The sequence below is a fragment of the Clostridium sp. genome (assembly GCF_050717535.1).
Classification (GTDB): domain Bacteria; phylum Bacillota; class Clostridia; order Clostridiales; family Clostridiaceae; genus Clostridium_AD.
The window spans coordinates 1-26,839 of record NZ_JBOITM010000082.1 but is presented as its reverse complement, the minus strand read 5'-3'; the positions used below and the strand labels follow the sequence as shown (position 1 = coordinate 26,839).

Below are 26,839 nucleotides of genomic sequence, written 5' to 3'. Positions count from 1 at the left end.
TTATTATTATAGTGGGTTCTTTAATATATTCCTAAGTTAAGAGTTTTTATCTAAGAAAACAATGAAAATAAGAGCTTATATAAAAATATTCCCATATTGACATTAAAAATAATATAAGGTAAGATATGATTACAATTTATTAAACGATAAAGAGTATTAATGGATAATTAGTAAATGGAGATGAAATTATGAATGAAATAATAAAATTATTAAATAATCATAGATCAATTAGAAGTTATACAAATGAATCAATAAGTGACAAGGATTTAGACTTAATAATAAGAGCTAGTCAATCTGCCCCTTCATCTATAAATGGACAACAAGTTACTATAATTGGTGTTAGGGATACTCAAAGGAAGAAAAAACTTTCGCAGCTTGTGGGAGATCAAGTTTATGTAGATAAAGCACCTCTTTTTCTTGTATTCTGTGCTGATTTTTATAGAGCTAAATTGGCTGCTGAAATCACTGGAGAAAAATTGGTGATTACAGAAAGTGAAGAATCAAGATTAGTAGGAGCAGTGGATGTAGGATTAGCACTTAGTAATGCTATAGCCGCAGCAGAGTCATTGGGCCTTGGAATTGTGCCAATTGGAGGCATAAGGAAAGAAGCAGAGGCTGTAGTAGAGCTTTTAGAGCTACCAGAGTTTGTTTTTCCTATGGTTGGACTAGCAATAGGTCATCCAGATGGGGCAACAGATGTGAAACCAAGATTCCCTAAAGAAGTTGTATACCATAGTGAAGTATATAATAAAGATTTAAAAGATAAAATTATAGAATATGATGATGAAATTAAAGAACATATGATAAAAGTTACTGGTGGAAGACTTAATAAAACTTGGAGTGAAGAAGTATCTGGAATATACAAATATGTATACTATCCAAAAGTTAAAGAGTCTATTGAAAAACAAGGATTTACTGGTAAAAAATAAAAATGATTTCATAAAATTTTGTAAAAAAACAGTTGTACATGCTATCCATCCAAAGCATGTACAACTGTTTTAATTTTTTTAAATTTCTAGGTTCGTAAGACTAATTGAACACCATACTTGTTTTTGAATTGGTCGTCTTTATTTACATGTTTTAGGAAAAAGGAGCCTTTTAAAATAGTTGTTATAGAAATTAATATAACGAAATTTCTAAATATTAAATTAATTTTCATAACATTTCTCCTTTCCGACAATACTATATTATTATAATATTATTTTGCTCAAAAATAAAATTAAAACACTATTGAATCATAGGGAATTAGTTAAAAAATATACATGGGTTAATTGTTAATTGGCAATAGTGATAAAATTACAAAATAATCCAAAAAAATTCACAAAACTACAAATATGTTGTATGGTAGTACATAATAGATAAGATTTTGAAAAAAACAGAATCCTATATAAGGGGGTGCTACTATAAAAAGATTTAAAATTAAATATTCTTGCTTTTTAATTTTGCTTTTATCTGTTTTTCTTTTAAATGGGTGTGCTAGTAATATAGCAGATAAGGCTTCAAGTGTAACTAAAGAAAAACTGCAAATAAGTAATAGTACAGAAAAAGTGATGAATTCCGATGAAAACACTAAAGTAGCAGAGGAAAATACTAAAACTACCCAAGATGAAGGTGAAAAAACTAATTCAGCTTTAAATGGTAATTTAAAAGTTCATTTTATTAATGTAGGACAAGCAGACAGTATTTTAATACAACAGGGTTCAAAGTTTATGCTTATAGATGCAGGAAACAATGGAGATGGTAAGCTAGTTGTGAACTACTTGCTAGAACAAGGTGTAAAAAATTTAGACTATGTTATTGGAACTCATCCGCATGAGGATCATATCGGAGGTCTAGATTATATAATTAATGATTTTAGAATAGGTAAAATTTATTTGCCTAAAGTTACTTCCACTACAAAGTCTTTTGGAGATGTAGTGGCAGCAATAAAAAATAAGGGAATGAAGGCAACTGTTCCTATTCCAGGAGAAACCTTTAATTTAGGTTCTGCAAAATGTACTATTTTAGCGCCTAATAGTAGTAAATATAAGGATTTAAATAACTATTCTGTGGTGGTAAAATTAGAATTTGGAAGCAATTCTTTCCTTTTTACAGGAGATGCTGAGGACATATCAGAAAGTGAAATCCTTGCAAAGGGATTTGATGTTAAAGCGGATCTACTTAAAATAGGTCATCATGGAAGTAGATCTTCAACTTCAGATGAATTTTTAGCTAAGGTAAATCCAAAGTATGCAGTTATATCCACTGAAATAGGCAATGATTATGGTCATCCACATAAGGAAACCATGGATAAATTGAAAAACAAAAATATACCCGTATATAGAACAGATGAGTTAGGAACTATTATAGTCACATCTAATGGGAAAACCATAAGTTTTAATACAAAGCCTGGTAGTTATACGGCTGGAAGGCCTTAGAAAGAAGCAGAGTTAACCTTTTGAATCATATTAATTTTAAATATAAAAGTTTTTTTTTAGAGTATACTTTTTTAAAAAGTATACTCTAAAAAAATGCCTTTTTGAATACAAAAATGGATTTGGATGGTAATCGTCGTGAACGTAATAAGATGAGCAGGACAACTTTTTGTAAACTGTCCCATTCAAAGTAAAAAATCATGGTAACTGTGATAGTATGTAGACATTACAAAAAAAAGGAGGAGAAAATGTGGTCAAATAGAAAACCAAACAAGAATAAAAGAATATCCACAATAATTATTTTATTGGGATCAATAGCAATTTTGGGGTGCATTACGTTAAATAATGGTGGACTAGACCTTAAGAAAACTAATTTTACTGGGGTTATAAGTAAACTTAAAGATATAAAAACTATAGGAACAGGAAATTCCAAAGCTAAAAGTGAATCTACAGGTAAAACTGAAAATAGTGACAAACAAAGGGTATTGGAAAAAATAAGAGCAGCGGTTGAAACGTCTAAACAGTCTGCAATAGCAGAGGAAAAAGAGAATACAGAATCAAGCAGAAAAGAGCCAGACAAGCAAAGGCAAAATAATCTCACTGTGCTAGACAAAGTAAATGATGAGCTAGGGGATGCATATTCTCAAGTGGAGACTCCAAAAGAGAAACAGATAATTTCAAAAATGAGAGAGAATGTTAGTAAAATGCAAGAGGATGCTTCATACAATTCTTCGACAGATCAAGAATCTGTTAAGGATTCTTATAGTAAATTAGACAAGGAAAGTAAGGGTAGAGTTAAAGTTGCATTACTTACTAATATAGATGTGGACAGTATTGGACAATTAAAGAAAATTTTCAATTTCTAAAAAAATATTTTAATGCGCATAAAAAAGTATATATTACGTATAATGCATTAATCGTATTGCAATACGCATAATATATACTTTTTTCTTTTTTTATTCAGTGAGGTCTAGGTCAGATGGAATATCAAGACCTGCCATTTTCATTAAGTATAATGCATTTCTAGTAGTAGAAACACCAGAACGCAGCTTATAGTCAAAGTATAGTTTATCATCCTTATAATATTCCTTAAGGTGATAATTTTTAACTTTTTTATTTGTTTTCTCTATGTCACCTAGTTCTAAGTCATGGGTAGATACAAACCCTAGCGCGTTGTCGGCACTTAGTTTGCTTACCAAAACTTTAGCTCCAGTATGTCTATCTATAGAGTTAGTTCCCTTGAAAATTTCATCTAATAGGAAGAAAATTGGAGTCTTATCTTTTGTAGCAGTTACTAGTTTTTTTATTCTTAAAAGTTCTGCATAGAAGGAAGAAATATTTTTTTCTAAATTATCACTTGTCCTCATGCATGTATAAATATCCATTATAGAGCAGTAAAAACTATCGGCACAAACTGGAGCACCAGCATAGGCTAAAACCAAGTTAATGCCTGTAGTTCTCAGTAAGGTGCTTTTCCCAGACATATTTGAACCTGTTATTAAAAGAACGTTTTGTGATTTTTCTATGTGGATATCATTATATACTCTGCTGGCACCAAGTAGTGGATGTCCCAGATTCTTAGCTTTAAAAATAGGAGGATCCTCTTGAAATTTTGGCATCGCCCAATTTTTGTGCTCGTAAGCTATAGTTGATAAACTATTTAAGGCTTCCATTTCACCTATAACCTCTAGCCAAGATTTTAAACTAATACCACTAGTCTTTTTAAATCGTTGTAAATTAATTAGACATTGATAATCTAATAGAAAAATTATATTTATAGGCAGATAATAAATGTTCTTTCTATCGGAGATTAGATTTACTAGCTTTCCTAATTTTTTTATCTGATGAGAAGCCTTTATTCCATCTGCATTAAACAGTTTAGCTTTTAAACTTTTTAAATACTCAGAGTTGAAATTTGTTTTTTCAATATGCATAAGAAGCTTATTATATATAAGAATAGTATCTTTATATTCATTTACAGTATCTAAATTGTTACTTATTTCTCTATATCCAAGTGTAAGCACTATCATTTGAATCACAATGCCTATAAGTCCTAATCTATAGGATATCTTAGTAATAAATAAGGATAATACAAAAACAGATAAAGTCACTATTGGTAATAGCCTTGTTATAGTTATTACCCAAGGTTTTAGGAAAAACTCATTTTTATCCTCGGCCCATTGGATTAATTCTTCAGGGTTATGATTTTTATTTTCACTAAGGATGGCTTCTGCTTCAAATCTTTGTGTCCACCCCATATTCTTCGCTAATTCACTTATGGCTTCCTGCCTCTTATAAATTTGTACAATACTATAAATAGGAGAGGATAGAGTGTCCTTTAATTTTTTCCTGCCAAGATAAGTTATACAGGAGTTAATCCATTGAAAAAGAGAACTTTTACCAAATATATCCAAGTCTCTTGAGTAATTATGTTCCTCATCAAAAAAATCACTACCATCATCAGAAAAATCCTTCCAATTGCCATCTAACCTTTTTATAGCATTTTCATTAATTTCACATAAAATAGAACATCGAATTTTGTTGTGCTTTATCTTGTTATGTTTAATTGCCAAAAATATAAATATTACTGTAGTGGCTATTAATACAGAAATACATAAATAATAATTAGGTCTCAAATAGAAAAAAAATGTGAAGCCTAATCCACTTGCAAAGATTAAAAATCTTAATAAGCCTATAAAACTTGCGGTTTCATTTTGTCTTTTTAATAAATAATTATAATGTTTTTTTCGATTAGTATAAAGTTTTTTTTCAGTTTCCATGATATCCTCCTAAGCCTTTCATTATTAGGTATATAATATCATAAAAAAGGCTTGGTCTGCAATTTTCAATATTAGGATAATATGACCAAATTAATAAGTGGAAGGTGATAAATTATTTGTGAACTATTCAATTTACTGGATTAAATTATTTTAAATGTGATAATATATAAATATTATGAATAGAGGGAGAGATTATGGCTAGAACTAAAAAATCAAAGAAAAGCAAAGGGCCTTTGGTACTGATTATATTGTTAGCAGCATTGGCATTATTTGCATACAGTGTATTATATACTGGTGGGGTAGTCCTTAAAAAAACGGATTCCATAGAGGTTATAAATAAACTTAAAGGTATACAGATAAAGGGTGGAGAATTTGAATTAAATCAAAAGGATGTAGATGAGTTAAGTAATTTATATTTTGGAAGCCCTAAAAATAAGGGAGATATGACTCTTAAAGGAGCTAATATAGAAATTTTAAAGGATAAACTTTTAATTGAGGCACCTATAAGTTATAAAAACACAAATTTATTATTTTCTTCTACGGGAAAAATAAGCCTTTCTAATGGGGATATTGTTTATAATGCTGATAATTTTAAAATAGGTAAGCTCGCATTGCCTAAGAGTATGGTGATTTCTCAAATTTCAAAGAATTCTAATGAGAGTTTTTATGTTGAGGACGATTTAATAAAAATTAAAGAAAGTGCAGTTCCACTTAAAATGAAGGATTTAAAAATTGTAGATAGTAAAATAGTAGGTACAGCAGAAAAAATGGATATAAAAACTTTATTGGATGCGCTTACTAAGAATAGTGTGGAGGATATAGATAAACAACTAGATGTATTTGAACAAAAAATACAAGGTGCTAGTGAACTTATGAATGAATCACAAAAAGAAAAAATGGAAGAGATTAAGAATACCATTGAAGCAGTTAAATCCAAATCTATAGATGAAAAGAAAAAAGTAATAAGTGATATTATTAGGGAGCTTGATAAGGCTATAAGTGAAACTAGAGACAGTGAGATGAAGAAAGAATTAGAAAAGATAAAATCAGAGACTTAAAAATTTAAGTCTCTGATTTTTATTTTTCTAACTGCTTAATCAAATGATATAAAAGTCTAGCTCCAGCACCAGTACCGCCCTTGGATTCATAATCACTGTCTTTTTCAGACCAAGATGTTCCAGCTATATCAAGGTGTAACCAAGGCTGCTCTCCAACAAATTCTCCAATGAATAATCCTGCTGTTATACTTCCAGCTTTTGGACCTCCTATGTTTTTAAGGTCTGCTACATCAGATTTTATCAATTCCTTATATTCGTCAAAGGCCGGTAATCTCCAAACCTTTTCATCACATATTTTTGAAGCTTGCTCTAATCTAGTAAAGAAAAAATCATTGTTTGAAACTACACCAGTAGCAGTAGTGCCTAAAGCAGAAATTACGGCCCCAGTTAATGTGGCTATGTCTACTACTTTTGTAGCATGCTCTTTTTCAATCACATAATTTACTGCATCCACAAGAGTTAATCTTCCTTCAGCATCAGTGTTAAGTACTTCTATAGTTTTTCCACCCATAGAGCCAATTATATCTCCTGGTCTGTAACTATTTCCACTAATCATATTTTCACAAGAGGCAATTACCCCAATTACATTTACCTTTGCTTTTAATTTTGTTATAGCAGTCATGGCGCCAATTACAGCGGCTGCTCCACCCATGTCAGATTTCATGGTAACCATTCCAGTAGTAGGTTTTATAGATAATCCGCCACTGTCATAAGTAAGACCTTTTCCTACTAATCCTACAATTTCTTCCTTGTTGCTCGGGTTACCCTGGTATCTCATAACAATTAATCTTGGTGGTTTAGCAGAAGCTTTAGCTACTTCAAGGAATGCAAGCATATTTAATTCTTTTATAGAGTGCTCATCAAAAATTTCTACCTTAAAGCCGCTTTCCTCACCAGCTTTTTTTGCTGCCTGTGCTAATTCTATAGGTCCTAATATATTAGCAGGTTCATTAACTAAGGTTCTGGTCAATATGTTAGCTTGTCCAAGGATCACTCCTTCATTAATTCCCTTATCAATACTTTCTAAATGTTCTTCTTGTGCATATAGTATGTTGAATTCTTCTAAGATCGAAGCTTTTTTATCTGACTTATATTGGTCAAATTTATAGTCTGCCATTACTGCAGCTTCAGAAATAGTTCTAACAATTTCATCTAAGTTCATTAGGCTAACCAAATTTTCAATATTTATATCAATGGATTTAGATTTTGAATTTGCTGCCTCTTTTACTGCTTTTGCTATAGTTTTTCTTAATCTGTCTAATGTAAAGTCTTCTTTTTTACCAACTCCTACTAGAATTATATTTTTAGGAGATTCATTTCTGAATAAATTTATATTTTGAAGCTGCCCATTTTTACAATCGAAGTCTTCACTATCTAATACGAATTTAATTTTAGAGTGGATTGCCATGTCTAAAGGAAATCCTCTGTCTAAAAACAATCCTTTGTCTAATGGAGAATCCTCAAAATAAGTAATTAATTTTGTTTGAGCTTCATTATTGTATGTTTTTATATTTTTGCTTTGGAATATCATATATATTCACCTTCTCTTTCATTTTGGTATTAGTTTCATTCAAATAAATAATAAGCAAGTTTCAGAGTCTATTCTAAGATGATTAATTATTTAAAAAACGATAATGATTATCAAGTAATATCTAATTTGATTGTAAGCTTAATGACTAATTTTGTCAACACACAGCTTTACTAATTGTGAAACCATAACAGTACCAAAAAGTATATTTTTCAAGTATAATAAGTCCATAGATTACTAAATATTGCTAACTTAAATATAGGAGCATTCCTGTTATGAATTAAAATGAGGTTTAAAAAAAAGAGTACCTACTGATAAAATACAGGGTATAACAGTTCGAACTTTTATCCCTAATTTATAATTATCAGTGGAGGTACTCAATATAAATTATACACAGAACGAAAAGATTATGTCAATAACAGAAAGTACATTAGTCATAGGAATTGATATCGCAAAGCAATTTCAGTATGCGAGAGCATTTGATTACAGAGGTATAGAGCTTAGCAAGGTCAAATCGTTTGAAAATACAGCGGATGGCTTTAAAACATTTCATGAATGGTTAAGATTAGTAGCTAAAGAGAATAAAAAAGATAACATAATTGTAGGTTTAGAGCCTACTGGTCATTACTGGTTTACATTGGGAAACTTTTTAAAGGAACTAGGTATTAAATTGGTTCTTGTTAACCCATTTCACGTTAAAAGAAGCAAAGAACTGGATGATAACTCTCAGACGAAAAATGATCCAACCAGAGAAGAGAATCCATTAAAGAAAAAGCAATCGTTGATTTTGTTATGCTGTTAAAGATTCTTATTTTTAAATAGATCATTGAAAAAAGAAACTGGGATTAGTCAGGTTTAAAAATCACCATAAGGGCATAGACCCGATAAAGGAGCATATACTGACATCTGCCTCTTGGATAGACTGAACGAAGGAATTTAGGACATAGATCCTGTGAGACATGGAAGGGTAGTTACCAGAGATAATGCGGACATCCAACGTAGCCATAATTTAACAAAAAAAGCACAGCTCTCTTTAAGTCACCTATCTATGCCCATATAGATACAGAAATTCAATATATACCAAGAAGGTTTCTTTTTGAAATGATGAAATACTAAGAATGAGTGAGATATAGAGAGTAATTTATAATATAGAGAGGAAGATGATTTAACGGTGAAAATAACTATAACAGGAGCCTTATATTCAGGAAAGAGCAGTGTTGCTAAGGCTATAAGTAAGGCTTTAGATTATACTTATTTTAGTGTAGGTGATTTACAAAGAAGATTAGCCGTAGAAAAAGGTATGTCTATAACAGAATACAACAAATATATGCTTGATAATAATTTAGACAATGAAGTTGACAACAGAACTGCAGAAATTGGAAAACAAAAGGACAATTTTATTTTTGATGCTAGACTTGCATGGCATTTTATACCGGATTCCTTTAAAATATATTTGAAAGTAGATTTGGAGGTTGCAGTAGAGAGATCAATGAAAGATGAGCGAGGTAAATCAGAGAAATATGATTCAAAGGAAGATGCTAAGGAGAATATAACGGAAAGAAGAAGATTAGAGGTTAGCAGATTTAAGGATATCTATAATATCGATATAAATCAGGAAAGTAACTACAATTTAGTTATCGACACTTCGCATTTAAGTATGGAAGAGGTAATAGAAGAGGCTTTAGATGAGATCAAAAATGAGAAAGTATGAAATTAGTGTGATCTTATTGGGATGGTGTGCGATAATTTTCAATTATATAAATTATGAGTTTGTAGAACTTATTAGAAAGTATATGTCATATCCCTGATATAAGTATAAAAAACACTCATAAATCCCTCTAATAATTAATACTATTAATAGTGATTAGAAAAGAATAAACAAAGAGGGGGATTTAAAATGGGGAAAGAATTTCGTGGTAGGGCTTTGTGGAAGTTACCATCAAGGGGAAGGGGAACTTGCCCAGTATGCAAGACAGAGAGAATTAAATTGTTATATGAAATAACTTTAGCTAGTAATGATAAGATTAAGGTTTGTAAGAGGTGTCAACATAAAAAAATAGTTAGTCTTTAATAAATTATGAAATTAGTGTATGCTGTCCTGGCAGGCTTACGAGGATTTTATATTAGAAAGGTAAATTATATTCAACGAGAGTTTATATGACAAAAGGTAATAGGGGAAAGAAAGAACTTGTGAATCTGAAAAACCTTGTTGCTAATTCCAATGAAAAACAGTATTGATAATTGAGCTAAGCACACTTGTAAATTTATTCATGAGTGTGCTTGGCTATTTTTATGCTAATTTCAGTTTAATATTCTAGCTGTCTAAATTTATTGATATAACTTGATTTTTGCCTAAAGACTTGGCTTGGTACATTGCTTGATCTGCTTCTACAAGCAAAAAATCCAAATCTTGTATTGTAGGGGTAATGGTAGCAACACCTATGCTTAAGGTGACAGGTATTAAATCTGATTTTCTAATAATTATAGGGTTATTTTCTACGGCACTTCTTAGCTTCTCACCAATTATTTCAGCTTCTTTAAAGGATGTAGATGGTAATAGAGCAACAAATTCTTCACCACCATAACGTCCAAAAATACTATTTTTACCTAAAGTTTCTAAGCAAACCTTAGAAAGGCGATTTAACACCAAGTCACCGGTATGGTGTCCTAAGTTGTCGTTGATTTTCTTGAAATCATCAATGTCCATCATTATGCCTGAAACAGGTTGCACCAAAGCTTTAGCTTTATCAAAATCTATATTTGCAAGTTCAAAAAAACTACGCCTGTTGTACAAATTAGTTAAAGGGTCTATAGTAGCTAGTTTTTTAGTCTTGCCATGTAATTTAGCATTCTCTATAGCCATTCCTGCGTGGCAAGCAAAGTACATAGCTATGTCAATATGATATTGAGTATATATGTCCTTTTGGGTTGAGTCTAATGTTAAGATACCAATAATTTTGTCCTTGAAGATTATTGGTATTCCCATCCAACTTTCAAAGTTAGTTAGCTCTATATGATGTTTAAAGCGTGAGTCGTTTTTAACATCAGAAATCAATAAAGTGGTGTTGGTTTCATATATTTTTTTGAATAGAATGTCATCATCTTTATTGATAGAAATCTTGTATATGGTATCCATATCTTTGAAGCCGTTTGCTGCCATAACATTAAAATGGTTATTTTCTTCCATGAAAAACGAGGCACTGTCATAAGGAACTAATTCTTTTAAGCTTTTTAATAATTTCTCCAAAACTTCTTCTAAATTCAAGGAGGAATTTAAAAGAAAGGTAATGGCTGTAAGTTTTTCTGCTAACATATATTTTTCTTTTTCCTTACAAAAAACCTCGATTTTTTTAAAGGATTTAGATTCATTCATAGCTAATATAAAAGCATTCAAAAGTATGAGAAGGAAAAAGCCTGATAGTGAATAATCATTGCTATGATTTAAGCCTAAATATTTTAGAACTGTCATACCACTTAGGGCAATAGGAACTAAGCAACCAACTGCCATAATTAAGGTTCTACGTTTTTTCCTGCGACAGGCTTTTAATATGATATAAGCCGCATGTGCTATCATTAATAAAGTAGATATTTGAAAGTACAAAAGGAATTTTGAGGCCAATAGTGGGGATATAAAAATGGTAATAGCAATAAATAAAACACAAAGAAGTTTGCAGCCCTTTCTGATTATATTTGAATAATTATCTTTAAAAATTACGTATATGTAACTTAGCATAAAATAAACTCCGGCATAGAAAGTTATGTATTCTAGTTTGAGAGCCCAGTTATAACTTAAATTATCATATATAGTTAAAAAGTAGTTGTTACCAACAATTAAGGCTCTTAAAGATAAAATTATACTGAGAGAACCAAAATAAAGTTTAGAGGTATCGTTTGTTCTAAAGGAATATAACCATAAATGATATAAACCCATTATGAGTAATACACCAAAGTAAAAAAATTCAAGTGCAATGGAAGCCTCTCTTTTACTAGCCATTTGAGCTTGAGTGCCTAAATAAATTTTGTCCCAGGTGCCACCATTTCTAAAGTTATAATTTGATACTTGAAGAACTAAATGAACACTGTCGTTATTATTCATAAAATAACTTGTTATGGGCTTAGCAGCAGGAGTTTCAGAAGAACTGCTTGTACCAACAATGCCATTAGATGAAAATAAATCTCCATTTATCCATAATTTATAGGAGGATAGCATGGAGGGAACACTTACACCTAAAAGGGTATTTTTGTATTTTTCATTTAATTTTATTGTTAAACTATATGTAGCATAACCACTAGAATTATAAGTTTTATTGTATTTGTTCCACTCAACGGGCATATCTATATAGGAGGGAAGAGGCTTGCTATTAGCAAAATCATTTGGAGACAATAATTGTTGCCAATAAAATTCCCATTGACCATTCAGTGATGTATAGCCATCTTTATTAAAATCCCAATTTGAAAGCTCCAAAACACCCTTTTGGGAATTGATATTTGATGAAGTATTGGGGGAGGCTAACCTATTTAAAGTGAAAATAACACTTAGTAATGTTGCTAGAATAATAACAGATAGAGCAATAATTAAAGGTTTTTCTTTTTTTAGCACCATGTTTATAGCCTCCCTTTTATATATACATATGCCATTTTGAAGAATGTAGTTATCATTTTACATTAGTGTAGTAAATTTGTCATTATTTAATAGCTAACTTAACATTATTATCCATTGAAATTCATAATAGAAGTTTAACTTTGCGCTTTCAATTAGTTTAAAGCATGGCATAGTTTCTTAATTGTTATTTGACAAATTAGTAATATTCATAAAATAATTATAAACCAAATTATGGAAAAGTAAACATTTTTATTATTAATGAAAAAAATAGGTAAATAAAAAATTCACGTAAAGTTCATAAACAATGAAATCCATTACTTACAAAATTCCATGATATACTATAAAATGATAGCAAAGAAATGATGTCTAAGAAATGTGTTTACGTGGAGGTAAAAAATTGATATATAAATTAATAGCAATAGATATGGATGGAACATTATTGAGTGATAAAAAGCAAATTTCACCAGTAAATTATAAAGCAATACAAAAGGCAAAAGAAAATGGAGTAAAAGTTGTATTAGCATCAGGAAGACCTTTAGTTGGGTTTAAAAAATACTTGGATCAACTTGACTTAATTTCAGATGATAATTATGCAGTAGCTTTTAACGGCGCTCTTGTTCAAACATCTGATGGTGGAGAAATAATATCAAAAAAAACATTAACTATAGAAGATTATAAATATTTGTACAAGCTAAGCAAAGATTTAAATGTGAATATACATGCCTTAACAGAAACTAGTGTAATTGCTCCTAAGGACAATATGTATACTAGAGGAGAAGCAAAATTAAATGGTATTTCTTGTGAAATAATTGATGTAGAAGATGTACCTTCAGATACAACCATAGTAAAGGTTATGTTTGTAGATGCACCAGAAGTGCTAGATGAAGTGATTAAAAACATTCCAGAAGTGGTAAGTGATAAGTATACAATAGTAAGAAGTGCTCCTTTCTACTTAGAGTTTCTTGAAAAATCCGTTAATAAAGGTGCAGGAGTAGCAGCATTGGCAGAAAAATTAAACATTAAGCAAGAAGAAGTTATATGCATAGGAGATGCAGGTAATGATATTCATATGATTAAATATGCTGGACTTGGAGTTGCCATGGGAAATGCATTCCCAGAAGTTAAAAAAGTTGCAAATTTCATAACTAAAACTAATGAACAAGATGGAGTAGCATTTATTATTGATAAGTTTATATTACAAGGTGAAGAGGCTTTTGCAATATAATTAATATTAATTAATAATGGTTCTTGACAACTTTATTGTATTAGTATATAATAAAGTCATACAAAGTTTTAACACGTTTAGTATTTCTCATCTTTATTCCCCCAAATAAAGAGAAGTTAATACTGAAAAAAATTTCCTTTTTAATCAAATATTTAAAAGTCACTGATAGCATGAGTACAATGAAAAACAAGTAAAGAGCACATAAGGCATTTAAGCCTTATGTGCTCTTTATTATGTTGAGTTTTAATACTTGGCTACTTACCATATGGATGCTACTATAACTTGGCCAACTTGCCACTGGCCACGTGGGTGGCACTAGATTTTTGGTTTTAGAGGATATCTTCTTGTAATACTTCGGCTAAAGACATTGATCCTTCCATAGCACTTATTAGTTTAGCTGAGGATTTGTTGTCACCTATTATAATTCCACCGGTTATGATGTTATCTTTGAAGAATAATTTTTTGTATATTTTGTTTGTATCATCTTTTAGGCTAAGGGCTTTAGTGTCTTCCCTAGTGATTTCGCCTACGGATAATAGTTCTATACCCATAGCATTAAAGGAAATGGCGCTTAGTGATGGTACATATTCTTTGATTTCGCCTACTGCGTTTGAACCTGCAATTTTACCCATTTCTACAGCGGCAGGCCAATTACCATATACTCTGCCTCTAAATTCTGCAATGTCTCCACAGGCATATATGTTTTTGATATTAGTTTCCATATTTTCATTGATTAGGATGCCTCTGTTAGTTATTAAATTAGTTTTATTAGCTATATTTTTATTTGGTGCAATTCCTGTTGAAAATAATACTAAGTCTGCGTCTAGTGTTTTTCCACTTTTTAGAGTAACTGAAGAAACGGTTTTTTCGCCATTTATTGCATTTACACAGTCTCCTAGGATAACTTTAATATTTTGATTTTCAACTGCGGTTTTAAGGATAAGACTACCCTCACTATCTAATTGCTTAACAAGTAGGGAATCGCTAAATTCCACTACGGAAACATCTAGACCGGCTTTCCTTATTTCATAAGCGGCTTCAAGTCCTAATAGACCACCACCTACAATTACTACATTTTTTGAAGTCTTCATTTTATTTTTAATAGCTTCCAAATCTTTTAGATTTCTTAAAGTGAATACTCCAGGTTTGTCTACGCCATCTAGAGGAATCTTAAAGTTTTCACTTCCGTTTGCTAAAATTAGTTTGTCATAACTTATAGCTGTACCATCTTTAAGTAATACTTTATTTTCTTCAGGTTTTAGAATCTCAACTTGAACTCCTAAAGTAAGGGTTATGTTATTAGATGTGTACCACTCTTTTGGAGATAGGTAGAAACTATCATCTTTTAGGGCTTCACTTATACCATCAGAAATAGAAGGTCTGTAATAGGTTAAGTATGGTTCATTTGAAATCATTTCTATTTCACATTGTTTATTTCTCTTTCTTATAGTATCAGCTGCGTAATATCCAGCAGCGCCATTACCAATGATTAGAAATTTTTCTACTTTATCAGATCTAAAGGTTACTACATCTTGTGATACTTGAACAAATTGGTCAGCACTCGCACCACAAGCAGGACATATTTCAGGTGGGTTTGGTCCATCAAATTCTTCTCCACAAATTAAACATTTCCATCTTTTTTGTGTAGAAGGTTTTACAGGACAGCTATTTATTTTAGTTTTTTCAGCTATTTTTTCAGCAAAACTTTCTCCAAATTTAAAGGCAAAGTTTAAATCCTTATCTGTAGGTTTGAAATTAAATTTATATGATGGGTATAAATCTAGCTTGAGTTGTTTTAGTCTATCCACTATATTTGGAACAGCTTCTCCGCTCCAACCATAAGATCCAAATGCAGAGGCCACTTTTCCACCATGAACTATGGGGTTTAGTTTTGTTAAAATATCCCATATAGGTTCTAGTGCATCTCCATTTATAGTTGGAGAACCAAAAATTATCCCTTCAGATTTACCTATGCTAGTTAAAATGTCATTCATATCACTATGTATAACATCGTATTTGTTAACTTTAAAATTACAATAGCTGTTTATGCCTTCTTCTATTTTATTAGCTACAGACTCTGTATAGCCATAAGCTGATACATAGCATAAGGTAACTATTGGTTCAGGCTCTACTTTTTCTGGAAGGCTCCACTCCTTGTATTTATTTACTATATTCCAAGGGTCATCTCTTAAAATAGGTCCATGACCTGGGCAAATTGTATCTATTGGAAGGTCCTTTATTTTTTCTATAGCCTTTAAAACATAAGGTTTAAAAGGTCCCATAATACAATCAAAGTAGTATTTTAGGGCTTCTAGATAATTTTCCTGATTTTCGTTTAAATCATTATACATTTTATCATTGCAGTAGTGACTACCAAAAGAATCACAAGTGATAAGAAGCTTATCTTCTACAACATATGTGTACATTGAATCTGGCCAATGTAGGAAGGGCGCGGAAATAAAGGATAGTGTTTTATTTCCAAGATTTATACTGTCTCCATCGCCTACAATTATATATTCAAAATCCCTATTTATAATTCCTTTAAGGAATTTAATGGCTGCAGCTGAACCTACTACTTTTGCTTTTTTAGCAATTTCTAAGAGTTTACCCACTGACCCTGCATGGTCTGGCTCAGTATGATTCACTACTATATAATCAATATTTTTTATGTTAATGTCTAAGGACTCTAATCTTTCAAGATATTGAGGAAAAAACTTTTCTTTTACTGTTTCAAAGACTGCAGTTTTTTCACTACCGCGAACTACATAAGAGTTATAAGTAGACCCATAAGGGGTATACATAATTATATCAAAAATTCTAAGTTTTGGGTCTAATGCACCTACCCAATATATATCTTTTTTAACTTCTAATGCCTTCATAAACAACACTCCTTTAATTACTATTGAAAAACAATTGTTATTGTTTAACATTATAATATAGGCGAGTTTAGAAAGCAATAAAAAATCTTTAAACAAATTGTTATTGCAATCTACACACAAATTGTTATTGGACCGTAATTTCGTTTACACAGAACCTTTTTTATGCTATAGTTTTTAATGGATTGTTTAATAAAATTTTTACTTGATGATAAAATTAGGAGGAGTTTAAATGAGAGATTTTGTTATTATGACAGACTCTTGCTGTGATTTACCAAAGGAATATATTTATGGTAATAGCATACCTTTTGCTATGTTGCCATTTAGTTATAATGATAAAGAGTACTTAGATGATTTTGGGCAGAGCTTAAGCCAAAAACAGTTTTTTGATGATCTTAGGGGTGGGGCATTGCCTAATACTTCTCAAGCAAATTCCGAAAGCTTCTATAATATGTTTAAATTAGCTGCAGAATGTGGCAAGGATATAATTTATGTTGGAGTTTCTTCGGGTCTTAGTGGTACTTATAATAGTGCTAATATTGGAAAGACTACTATATTAGAAGAATTTCCTAACGTTATCATACATATTATCGATGTGTTAACAGCATCCCTAGGTCAAGGACTTATGGTGAGAAAAGCTGTGGAAATGAAAAAGGAAGGTTTCAGCGCCCAGCAAATTGTTTGCGAAATAGAAAAAAACATACAAAATCTAAATACATATATTACTGTGGAGGATTTAAACTTTTTAAAAAGAGGTGGAAGAATATCTAATGTAGCAACTACCTTAGGTTTAGTACTGCATATAAAGCCTATACTTACTATTAACCAGATTGGTAAGGTAATGCCTGTGTTAAAGGTTAGAGGACGTAAAAAATCCATAAGTAAGCTTGCAGAAATAGTGGAGGAAAAAATAGAGCATCCTGAAATTCAAACCATAGCTATTTGTCATGCGGATTGTTATGAAGAAGCTGTAAGGCTTAAAGAAGAAATACTAGCAAAAGTAAAGGTTAAAGAAGTGCTTATTCATTTTATCGGACCAGTAGTGGGAAGATTTAGTGGGCCCGGAGCACTGGCAGTATTTTTCATTGGTGAACCCAGGCAACATCATGTAATTGATATTTAAAATTATAAGTAAGGAGAATATTTTATGGAATGGTTACAAGTACTTTTACTGTCGGCAGTACCTCTTATCGAGATGAAAGGGGCTATACCTCTTGGAATAAATGTGTACCATATTAATCCAATAGTGGTATTCGCAATAAGTTTCATTGGAAGTTTATTGCCGGTTCCTTTTATATTGATATTTTTCAATAAAATATTTAAATTTCTAGGTAAATATAAGGCATTTAGTGGTTTATATAATTTAATTGATAGAAAGATAACTAAGAATAAGTCTAAGTTTGAAAGGTTTGAAGAAATAGCTCTTATAGCATTTATTGCAATACCTCTTCCAACTACGGGTGTGTGGACAGGCACTGCAATAGCTGCATTTTTAAAGCTGGATTTTAAAAGATCTGTTATGTGTGCAGTTATAGGATCTTTTTTATGTGGAATAATTGTTACAGGGTTATCTGTAGCTTTTCCAGCGTTTTTAAATTTGCTATAATTAAAATCTCTTACCGAAAGGTGAGAGATTTTTTTTGGCTTAGAGGATAGATTTCATAGTGATATTCAATCTTTAAAAATATGTCTATATATGCTATATTTACATTAATGAATTTAAAATATCTGAATGGAAATATATAAGTTAATGGGGGTTTAAAAATGGATACATTAAAATTTGAGGAATTTAGAGCGAAGATTAACGATAATGTTGGTAGAGTCATTGTAGGTAAAGGAGATAGTGTTGATAAAATTATAGTGGCGTTTATATGCTCAGGACATGTACTTATAGAGGATGTTCCAGGTCTTGGAAAAACAAAGCTTGCAAAGAGTCTTTCAAGGTCTATGAATTGCAATTTTAAGAGGATACAGTTTACCCCTGATTTACTGCCTTCGGATTTAACTGGAATATATTATTATAATCAAAAGAGCCAAGATTTTGAGTTTAGGTCTGGACCGCTTTTAAGCCAAATAGTTTTAGCAGATGAAATTAATAGGGCTACACCTAGAACGCAGTCAGCACTTTTAGAGTGTATGGAAGAAGGGCAAATTACTGTAGAGGGTAATACTATAAAATTAGAGCCACCTTTTTTTGTAATTGCTACTCAAAATCCAGTAGACCAGTTTGGAACTTTTCCGCTTCCAGAAGCACAATTAGATAGATTTTTTATGAAGCTTTCATTGGGGTATCCTGATACTTTAGAGGAGAAGACTATGATGAATAGATTTATGAGGCAGGATCCACTGATAGACCTTAAGGCAGTGGTTACTATGGAAGAGATAGAGTATGTTCAAAATAATTATACTATGGTGCATGTTAGTGAAGAAATAAAGGATTACATAATAGCAATAGTGAAGGCTACAAGAGTTCATAGAGAAGTAGAACTTGGCTGTAGTCCAAGAGCTACATTAAATATGATGAAGGGATGTCAAGCATTAGCTGCTATAAGGGGTAGAGATTATGTGGTTCCGGAAGACGTTAAGGAACTGGCAATTCCTATATTAAGCCATAGGTTAATGCTTAAAAATGATTTAAGCCAGGGAAGTAAGAGTGAATCAATTATACAGGAAATAATAAGTACTATCGAAGCACCACTGGAAAAGCTGTAGTGCTTCGATGAAGAAGTTTTAGAGCCAATGAAAGAACAACTAATTAAGCTCTACTGGAAAGGTTATAGGGGGTGAATTATGTATATACAATTTGCACTTATTTTGGCCATATTAGCTATTATCTTTTTTATAGGTGAATTTACAAGAAAAAAAGGCTTTGATAAGCTTAAAATCAGTAGAAATATTGATAAAGATAGAATTTCGCCCGGTGAAGAATTTACTTTAACTACGATAATTGAAAATAATAAAAGACTACCTATATCATTTTTAATGTTAAGTGAAAAAATACCAGCAGCTATAGAGTTTGTCTCAGATAACAATAGATCTAAAGAAGGAGCAGACTTATGGCATTTAAGTAAATACACCATAAGCTGGTATGAACGAAAAAGAAGAATTTATAAATTGAAGTGTAACGTTCGTGGAACATATATTTTAAGAGACATTAATGTTACGGTAGGAGATTTATTTGGATACTCTACAGAAACGGTAGCAATAGAGGATTTTTTAGAGTTTTTGGTTTATCCGAGGCTTATTAATATGAATAGTGTTGAATTTACTAATACTAACTTTCAAGGAGATAATTTTGTTAAGAGATGGATTCACAAAGATCCATTATACATTAAAGGCATAAGAGAATATAACGTAGAGGATAGAATGAAGGATATTCATTGGAAATCCAGTTTAAAAATGGATAGACTTATGGTAAAGGAATATGATTTCACTTCAGATAGAGAACTTACAATCATTGTAAATGCTCAATGTGGTGAACCTTATTGGGGTAGCATTCAGTCTGTGCTTATAGAAAATGGGATTACGGTAGCAGCATCCTTAGCATCTAAGGCTATTAAAGAGGGAGTACCCACAGGAATGTGGACTAATTGTCAATTGATAGGAATGCAAACTAAAATCACCAGTGAGGTTTACCCAGACATTAATGCTCTTAAAAAAATAATGGAACTTAGTGCCAGGATGAGTTATAGTATTACTATTAAATTTAGCGATTATTTAAGAAGTAAAATAAAGGATTTTAATCAAAATTCCACGTATGTACTTATTACACCATATTTAGATGATGAGGGCGTTGGTATTTTATCTAAACTAAAACGACGGGGTATTTTAATTAAAGTTATAGATGTGTCCGCAAAAGATACTGTTCCTTATATTTCAGGTATTGAAAAGATCTATTATAAAGGGGAGAGTGCGTTATGAGTTGGTATAGAAAGGTCAAGAGTCTTTATAGTATAAGCCTTGTTACTATTTCTTTTATAATCTGGTCAACTTTAAGTAAGTGGTTATTTAAAAGCGGAGTAAATTATAAATTGTTTTTAATAACTTTATGCATTGTTTTTTTTACACAATATCTTAATAATTTGGAATTGAAAAAGAGTCTTTTTATACTAGCACTTTTGGGAGTTAGCATATTAGCTTGTTTCATATTTTTTAAAGGCCAAACCATTTTTATTAATATAATTTTTTTGCTATTTATGAGTTTAATAACTTATTCATTAGATGACATGCCTATAGATCATTCGCAATATAAAGAAGATATAATCAAATCTATGGCAGCATTAATAGTAATTTGGCCTATTTCATTTACATTAGGAGCTGATTTTGTCAATGAAATGTATAGGTTTCATATTCTGTATATAATCATGATTATTATACTTATGAGAGAAACCCGAAGATATGTATATGATGTTAAAAGCAATACCTCATCTGTTACAAATGTTATTATAGGAATTTCAGTACTCGCACTATCTTTAGATTATGCTAACAAAATTATTGTTTGGTTATTAGATATGCTTATAAAGCTATCAAGTTTTATACTGGGTTTAATAGTTGATTTTTTAATTGTGATTTTTGGTGGACCAATAAGCTTTATTATCCAAAAGATAAATGGAATTTTAATTAAAAGCGAAAATCAGTATAAGCTAAAGGATAGTGCTATGGGAAAAACGTTGAATAAGCAGTCTAATATAATTAAATATAAAGCGGCTAATTTATCGCCAGCACTGCTTTTATTCATAAAAATTTTTATTGTATTGGTTATTTTTTATGTAATATATAAATTTTTATCTAGAATTACAAAAGACACAAAAGTATACAGTGGGTTTGTAGAAGAAAAGGAAAGAATGGTTAATAAGAGAAAAAAAACACATTGGGTAAAAAATTTGTTTGGGAATATGTTTAAAAGTGGTGGAAGTAATAGAGATAAGATTCTCTACACATATAGCAGTTTTGAGAAAATAACTGAGCAAGCAAATATTTATAAAACTTACATGACTGCCACACAGCTAAAGAATGTAACAAAAATTAATGTGGATAATGTTTACAACTTAGATGAGATGACGAAGTTATATAACGAAGCAAAGTTTTCAGTGCACCCTATGACTCAGGAAAGTGTTGAGAGTGTTAAAAGGGGACATAGTAATATTAAAAAACAACTTTAAATGTAATTTGCAAAGTATATATTGTGTTAATATAGCCAAACTAAGTATAACAAATTGATAATTCGCTAATTTGTTATAGTGAGGTGAGATTGGCTTATGAGTAAAATGGATTACGGTAACATAGATCATGGTGATATGGATTATAATAATAAAAGTTATTTGAATAAAAGGTACAAGAATTTTTCTGAGTTAGTGTATGTGGTTTCTACTAAAGAACTTCAGTATTTTATTACAAAAGGTGAATTTACTAGTTTTTTTAATTATAGAATGAAGAAAAAGCTTACAGAGATTGGTGACTATAAAAATGAGATTTTAGATGCAGGTGTGTTTTTTAATACAGATGGTGAAATAACCCTTATAGATGCAGAGATAGTAGGAAAATTTATCCAACAGAATTATGAACTCAAAATGCTAGAATATTATAAAAATACTTCTTTAAATAAAATTATTAGGGAAGTTGTCAATGGAAGTGAAAAAGCCAAGGGAGATTTTATATTAATTTCATATTGCATATTATATAGTACATTTATGGAATTATATAAAACTATTAGTTGTAATGTACAAAGTACCATTATTTATAAAAAACGATATGAGCTAGAGGATTATAATAAAGAAGATTGTAATATAATTATCGCAGTATTATTGATTTTGGAAGATTTATGTAAATACATCGGTGTTGATAGGTATAAAATAATAGAACAAGTAAAGGTAAATATTTACAAATAACATTATTGGATTAAAAAATTGCAAAAATATTTATAAAAATAAATTATTATTATAACAAATATTTACAAAAAAATAATTTTTTTCATAATATAGGGAGGCTAACCTAGTGAAGTTGGGCTTTTAAAAAATATATTAAATTTTTTCATAAAAAAACTTTTATTTATATTTATTACAATTTCGACAAAATAAGATACAGTGTATACTTTTTAATGGTTATTAATACTTTGTTAACAATAAGATTATGGGTATCAAGGGTTGAAGTTGTCAGTTTTAAGAGATAATACATTTTAGTCTATTTCATAAAATGACAGAATTTTTTGAAAACGCATGTTACTATAGTTTTAATAATATAACATGGGGGGATTTAATATGGTAGTTTTAGAAAATTTATCTAAGAAAGTAACAGAGGACGATGTAAATCATAATTATTATTATAGATTATTAAAAAGTCAGATTTCTGTTTTAATGGATAATGAACCTACTGAAATTCAGGCTTATGGCATAGAAATAGAAAGACAAGATGTCGTTAATGATATAGTTGTATTTATAGAAAGAGATTGTGTAGAAAACATAAGTCCCCAAAGACACAAAGTTCAAGGTCTTATAAAAATGCTATATGAAAATACAGTATCGCCTATTCATATGATAGATATATTGGGCGATTATATTGATGATTATATTAGTGATTTTGATGAGGTATTGAAAAATATTGGTACTTGTTAATATTCTAAATGAGAATAACATAAGGGGGGCGCGGCTCCTCTATAAGAGGAAGATTTATCTTCTATATGAGCAGAGTCCTCTCATATAGAAGGACATGCTTCCTCTTTTGTTGCATAATGGAAAATGAATATAACCACTAGATTTATTGTTAAAAAAATTCAGTAGACAAAGTACATATTTGAGTAGTACAATTAAAAAAAAATTCCCATAATAAAAATATGTTAATATTTTACTGTTAAAATATTATATTAATAGTACTGTAGGTAATAATAATTTCATTATATTATTGTAGTATTATTGTTATGGTATTATTATAGATACAAACGATAAAGTAAATATCTGCGTTTTATAAAATATCGTGATTGATACTGGTAAAAATAAACTAATAATTGGGGGTGATAGTTTTGATTCTTGGAGTAGGCACAGATATTGTTGAGGTAGGACGAATAAAAAAGGCTATGGAGCGTAACAATAGGTTTCTAGAGAAGATTTTCACAACAACTGAATTAGATTATCTTAAAAGTAGAAATTTGAGGCCTGAATATGTGGCTGGGAGATTTGCAGCCAAAGAAGCGGTGGCGAAAGCACTAGGAACTGGCTTTAGAGGGTTTGATTTTAAGGATATTGAAATCGATAGGACAACCCTTGGCAAACCAATAGTAACTTTAAAAGGGAAAGCAAAATTAATAGCTAAAAAAGAAGGACAATATAATGTTCATCTTAGTATATCTCATGGTGTAGATAGTGCTGTGGCTTATGCTATATTAGAAGTTGAAAAAAATATAGAGGAGGTATGCAAGTAGTAACTCAACTTAATTTATTATGATTATTTATTTTAGTAATAGTATGAAAATATGAGTAATAGTATTAGTAGTAGAACGATTTGTTATGGTAGATAGGTGGTTAATACATATCTACTCTAGGGAAATGCTAGGAGGGTAACATTGAAAAAAAGATTACTATTACTTTTAAGTTTCTTACTCGTTTTTAGTTCCATACTATTTACTTCTTGTAATAATAAACCAAAGAATGCTAATGATATTATAACTTTTTTAAAAAACATGGAAAGTTATACTACTGAGATGAATATGGATGTGAAAAATGATAAACAGACCATTAATTATAAGGCAACTCAATCTTATTTGAGAGGAGGTGGATACAAACTACAGTTAAACAATAACAGGGTGTTTATCTATAAAACCGATGAAAAAATTTATATTAGTGACAAAAACAATGGAACTAAGTATATACAGAGTAAGGATTTTGATGAGGTTCTTAAACTGTGTTTTATTGGGGAATACATAGGATTATTATATACTAATGAGGAAATAAAATATTCAGTGGAGATTATTAATGATATTGAATACACAGTAATCAATTTATTTATACCTGGTAGTAATAAAAATATAAATAATGCGAAGTTGTATGTGAATAGCAAAAGCATGGTACCACAAAAACTGCTTATTTATGATATCAAAGGCAAAGAAAAAATTGGGATAATATATACTGATTTCCATGCTAATGTAAAAATTGAACCGTCAGAATTTTTGACTGAGTAGTATGGTCTAAAAACATAATCATATGAATGGATTTTTAATAACAGATGAGGTGAAAGTAGTGTTTAGACATTTAAGACCTGTATGGGCAGAGATTGATTTAGATAAATTAGCTCATAACATGAGAGAGATTAGACGAGTAGCTAAGAGTGAAAATATTATAGCGGTGGTAAAGGCGGATGCTTATGGCCATGGAGCTATAGACGTTGCTCCAGTACTTCTTAAAAATGGTGCTAATAGGCTGGCTGTAGCCGTAATAAGTGAAGCAGTGGAGCTTAGACGTTCAGGCATAGAATGTCCAATAATGATTTTAGGGTTTACACCACCAAATTTAATAGATAATCTATTAAAATATAATATTGAACAGGCCGTATACACTTATGAATTTGCAAAAGAGCTATCAAAGATGGCACAAAAGAAAAATAAAATGGCTAAAATTCATATAGTTGTAGATACCGGTATGGGTAGGATAGGCTATCTTCCAAATGAGAACAGTGTAGAAGAGGTATATAATATTAGCAAACTACCCAATATAATTATAGAAGGAATGTTTTGCCATTTTGCTTCGGCGGATGAAAAAGATAAGTCTTATACCGATGATCAAGTGAAAAAATACGATGAGTTTTACGAAAAGTTAAAAGAAAAAAAAGTGATCATAAATATTAGGCATATGGCTAATAGTGCGGCTATTATAGATTTACCAAAAACTCATTATGAAGCAGTACGGCCAGGAATAATAATATATGGCTACTATCCGTCTGAAGATGTAAGCATGGATAAAATAGATTTAAAACCTGTAATGACCTTAAAAACAAATATCGTACACATAAAAACACTACCTCCTGAAGAGTATGTGAGTTATGGGAGAGAGTTTAAAACGCAGAGAGAAAGTGTTATAGCTACACTCCCAGTTGGATATGCTGATGGGTATACCAGACTCTTATTTCAAAAGGGAAAGGTTATTTTAAGAGGTAGTTTTGCTCCAGTAATAGGAAGAATTTGCATGGATCAATGCATGATTGATGTTACTGATATAAGCGGAGTAAAAGTTGGGGATGAGGTTATACTGATAGGTGAAGAGGGAAAAAATAAATTTACAGCAGATACTGTAGCGAAACTAATAGGTACTATAAACTATGAAATAGTTTGCATGGTTGGTAAAAGAGTTCCAAGAGTTTATATTAAAGAAGGCAAGGTTGTGAAAATCAGAAATTATGTGTAGTATTAACACGGTACATGTAGAATAAACTATTATTATGTAAAAATACATACTGTAAAAGGGCGAAAATACCACTAATTTTTTTGACAGATTGACATAGATTGAATTATAATATACTTTATACATATTGCTCTAAAGTAAATAGGAGGTATTAAATTTTCTATGTCAACTTCAAAGAAATTAGTAGTAAACCTCTCAGAAACACTCTACATTGAATTTAATAAGGCACTTGAAAAAGATTCTAAAAAAAGAAGTGAATTTTTTAGAGAAGCTGTAATACTATATATTGAGGAAAAGAAAAGGCTTAGTTATATAGATGAAATGAAACAAGGTTATTTAGAAATGGCTGAACTAAATTTAGAAATAGCTGGTATGGGTTTTGAGATCGATATCAAAGATTTTAAAGAATATGAAGTTAAGCTTTCGGAGAGTGATTTGTCTAATGACAACAATAGTGAAAAGAGGAGATATATTTTATGCTGATTTGAGCCCGGTTGTAGGCTCAGAGCAAGGTGGGGTTAGACCAGTAATTATAATTCAAAATGATATTGGCAACAAGTACAGTCCCACTATTATTATTGCAGCTATAACATCACAGATAAATAAGGCAAAACTCCCTACTCATGTTGAGATTTCTTCAGAAGAGTATGGTTTAAATAAAGATTCCGTAGTTTTGCTGGAACAAATAAGAACATTAGATAAAAAAAGACTAAAAGAAAAAATTGGTCATATGACTGATAGTGATATGAAAAAAGTAGATATAGCACTTTTAATTAGTGTAGGTTTATAAAATGAATAAGGGCATAAATTGCCCTTATTTTTGTTTTGTGTATCAATAATACTATGATTATCCCACAAAAAGCTTGTAATTACTTCCAATAGCAGTACTTATGATATAATAATACCAAAATGATCACTTTAGGAGGATTACTATGTTTTGCAAAAATAACACTCAACAAACTACATTTT

General features: G+C 30.5%; 23 protein-coding genes and 1 pseudogene. 20 read left to right on the top strand and 4 right to left on the bottom strand.

Annotation, left to right across the window (positions count from 1 at the left end):
* Positions 1-188 precede the first annotated feature (188 nt).
* The 3 genes from ACREVU_RS16975 (at position 189) to ACREVU_RS16965 (ending at position 3,280) form a co-directional block, all read left to right on the top strand.
* Entirely contained in the window at positions 189-929 is a 741-nt protein-coding gene (locus ACREVU_RS16975) for an NADPH-dependent oxidoreductase (protein ID WP_431552789.1), read from the top strand.
* Positions 930-1,442: 513 nt separating this feature from the next.
* Complete coding sequence (locus ACREVU_RS16970; RefSeq protein WP_431552788.1) at positions 1,443-2,417, top strand: ComEC/Rec2 family competence protein; 975 nt, start codon at positions 1,443-1,445, stop codon at positions 2,415-2,417.
* Between the two features lie 245 nt (positions 2,418-2,662).
* Positions 2,663-3,280: a hypothetical protein gene (locus ACREVU_RS16965; RefSeq protein WP_431552787.1), complete on the top strand. Its 618-nt coding sequence runs from the start codon at positions 2,663-2,665 to the stop codon at positions 3,278-3,280.
* Between the two features lie 90 nt (positions 3,281-3,370).
* Here ACREVU_RS16965 and ACREVU_RS16960 read toward each other — a convergent pair whose 3' ends face one another.
* On the bottom strand, positions 3,371-5,194 hold the full coding sequence (locus ACREVU_RS16960; RefSeq protein WP_431552786.1) for a MutS family DNA mismatch repair protein: 1,824 nt from the start codon (positions 5,192-5,194) through the stop codon (positions 3,371-3,373).
* A gap of 194 nt (positions 5,195-5,388) precedes the next feature.
* Between ACREVU_RS16960 and ACREVU_RS16955 the strand changes: the two genes are divergently transcribed.
* Positions 5,389-6,252: a hypothetical protein gene (locus ACREVU_RS16955; protein ID WP_431552785.1), complete on the top strand. Its 864-nt coding sequence runs from the start codon at positions 5,389-5,391 to the stop codon at positions 6,250-6,252.
* A 19-nt stretch (positions 6,253-6,271) separates the two neighbouring features.
* On the opposite strand, the gene ACREVU_RS16950 is transcribed toward ACREVU_RS16955, so the two are convergent.
* Positions 6,272-7,783, bottom strand: coding sequence for a leucyl aminopeptidase (locus ACREVU_RS16950; protein ID WP_431552784.1), 1,512 nt, complete (start codon positions 7,781-7,783; stop codon positions 6,272-6,274).
* A 379-nt stretch (positions 7,784-8,162) separates the two neighbouring features.
* Here ACREVU_RS16950 and ACREVU_RS16945 point away from each other — a divergent pair.
* The 3 genes and pseudogenes from ACREVU_RS16945 to ACREVU_RS16935 all read left to right on the top strand — a co-directional run.
* A pseudogene (locus ACREVU_RS16945) lies at positions 8,163-8,522 on the top strand (IS110 family transposase); the annotation flags it as partial.
* 429 nt (positions 8,523-8,951) lie between these two features.
* A complete protein-coding gene (gene cmk / locus ACREVU_RS16940) occupies positions 8,952-9,491 on the top strand; it encodes a (d)CMP kinase (RefSeq protein ID WP_431552783.1) in 540 nt (179 codons plus the stop codon).
* 186 nt (positions 9,492-9,677) lie between these two features.
* Entirely contained in the window at positions 9,678-9,851 is a 174-nt protein-coding gene (locus tag ACREVU_RS16935) for a hypothetical protein (protein WP_431552782.1), read from the top strand.
* Between the two features lie 243 nt (positions 9,852-10,094).
* Here the strand turns inward: ACREVU_RS16935 and ACREVU_RS16930 are convergent, their stop codons facing one another.
* Positions 10,095-12,383 (bottom strand): diguanylate cyclase, encoded by a 2,289-nt coding sequence (locus ACREVU_RS16930; protein WP_431552781.1) that lies wholly within the window; start codon positions 12,381-12,383, stop codon positions 10,095-10,097.
* Between the two features lie 400 nt (positions 12,384-12,783).
* Between ACREVU_RS16930 and yidA the strand changes: the two genes are divergently transcribed.
* Complete coding sequence (yidA, locus tag ACREVU_RS16925; protein WP_431552842.1) at positions 12,784-13,608, top strand: sugar-phosphatase; 825 nt, start codon at positions 12,784-12,786, stop codon at positions 13,606-13,608.
* Between the two features lie 329 nt (positions 13,609-13,937).
* On the opposite strand, the gene ACREVU_RS16920 is transcribed toward yidA, so the two are convergent.
* Complete coding sequence (locus ACREVU_RS16920; RefSeq protein ID WP_431552780.1) at positions 13,938-16,487, bottom strand: FAD-dependent oxidoreductase; 2,550 nt, start codon at positions 16,485-16,487, stop codon at positions 13,938-13,940.
* A 229-nt stretch (positions 16,488-16,716) separates the two neighbouring features.
* Here ACREVU_RS16920 and ACREVU_RS16915 point away from each other — a divergent pair, with 229 nt between their 5' ends.
* From ACREVU_RS16915 to ACREVU_RS16860, 12 genes are all read left to right on the top strand, one after another.
* Positions 16,717-17,607 carry a DegV family protein gene (locus tag ACREVU_RS16915; protein ID WP_431552779.1) on the top strand — a complete coding sequence of 297 codons (891 nt, stop codon included), beginning with the start codon at positions 16,717-16,719 and terminating at the stop codon, positions 17,605-17,607.
* A gap of 24 nt (positions 17,608-17,631) precedes the next feature.
* Positions 17,632-18,090: a COG2426 family protein gene (locus ACREVU_RS16910; protein WP_431552778.1), complete on the top strand. Its 459-nt coding sequence runs from the start codon at positions 17,632-17,634 to the stop codon at positions 18,088-18,090.
* Between the two features lie 158 nt (positions 18,091-18,248).
* Positions 18,249-19,196 (top strand): AAA family ATPase, encoded by a 948-nt coding sequence (locus ACREVU_RS16905; RefSeq protein ID WP_431552777.1) that lies wholly within the window; start codon positions 18,249-18,251, stop codon positions 19,194-19,196.
* 78 nt (positions 19,197-19,274) lie between these two features.
* Positions 19,275-20,405, top strand: coding sequence for a DUF58 domain-containing protein (locus ACREVU_RS16900; RefSeq protein ID WP_431552776.1), 1,131 nt, complete (start codon positions 19,275-19,277; stop codon positions 20,403-20,405).
* Positions 20,402-21,646 carry a hypothetical protein gene (locus ACREVU_RS16895; protein ID WP_431552775.1) on the top strand — a complete coding sequence of 415 codons (1,245 nt, stop codon included), beginning with the start codon at positions 20,402-20,404 and terminating at the stop codon, positions 21,644-21,646. Before ACREVU_RS16900 ends, ACREVU_RS16895 begins: the two co-directional genes overlap by 4 nt.
* A gap of 96 nt (positions 21,647-21,742) precedes the next feature.
* Positions 21,743-22,372 carry a hypothetical protein gene (locus tag ACREVU_RS16890; protein WP_431552774.1) on the top strand — a complete coding sequence of 210 codons (630 nt, stop codon included), beginning with the start codon at positions 21,743-21,745 and terminating at the stop codon, positions 22,370-22,372.
* A gap of 369 nt (positions 22,373-22,741) precedes the next feature.
* Positions 22,742-23,095 carry a DUF6514 family protein gene (locus ACREVU_RS16885; protein WP_431552773.1) on the top strand — a complete coding sequence of 118 codons (354 nt, stop codon included), beginning with the start codon at positions 22,742-22,744 and terminating at the stop codon, positions 23,093-23,095.
* A gap of 404 nt (positions 23,096-23,499) precedes the next feature.
* A complete protein-coding gene (gene acpS / locus ACREVU_RS16880; RefSeq protein WP_431552772.1) occupies positions 23,500-23,898 on the top strand; it encodes a holo-ACP synthase in 399 nt (132 codons plus the stop codon).
* A 141-nt stretch (positions 23,899-24,039) separates the two neighbouring features.
* Positions 24,040-24,654: a germination lipoprotein GerS-related protein gene (locus tag ACREVU_RS16875; RefSeq protein ID WP_431552771.1), complete on the top strand. Its 615-nt coding sequence runs from the start codon at positions 24,040-24,042 to the stop codon at positions 24,652-24,654.
* A gap of 58 nt (positions 24,655-24,712) precedes the next feature.
* On the top strand, positions 24,713-25,873 hold the full coding sequence (alr, locus tag ACREVU_RS16870) for an alanine racemase (RefSeq protein WP_431552841.1): 1,161 nt from the start codon (positions 24,713-24,715) through the stop codon (positions 25,871-25,873).
* 159 nt (positions 25,874-26,032) lie between these two features.
* Positions 26,033-26,353 (top strand): CopG family transcriptional regulator, encoded by a 321-nt coding sequence (locus tag ACREVU_RS16865; RefSeq protein WP_431552770.1) that lies wholly within the window; start codon positions 26,033-26,035, stop codon positions 26,351-26,353.
* Positions 26,313-26,660 (top strand): type II toxin-antitoxin system PemK/MazF family toxin, encoded by a 348-nt coding sequence (locus tag ACREVU_RS16860; protein ID WP_216159037.1) that lies wholly within the window; start codon positions 26,313-26,315, stop codon positions 26,658-26,660. Before ACREVU_RS16865 ends, ACREVU_RS16860 begins: the two co-directional genes overlap by 41 nt.
* Positions 26,661-26,839: the final 179 nt, after the last annotated feature.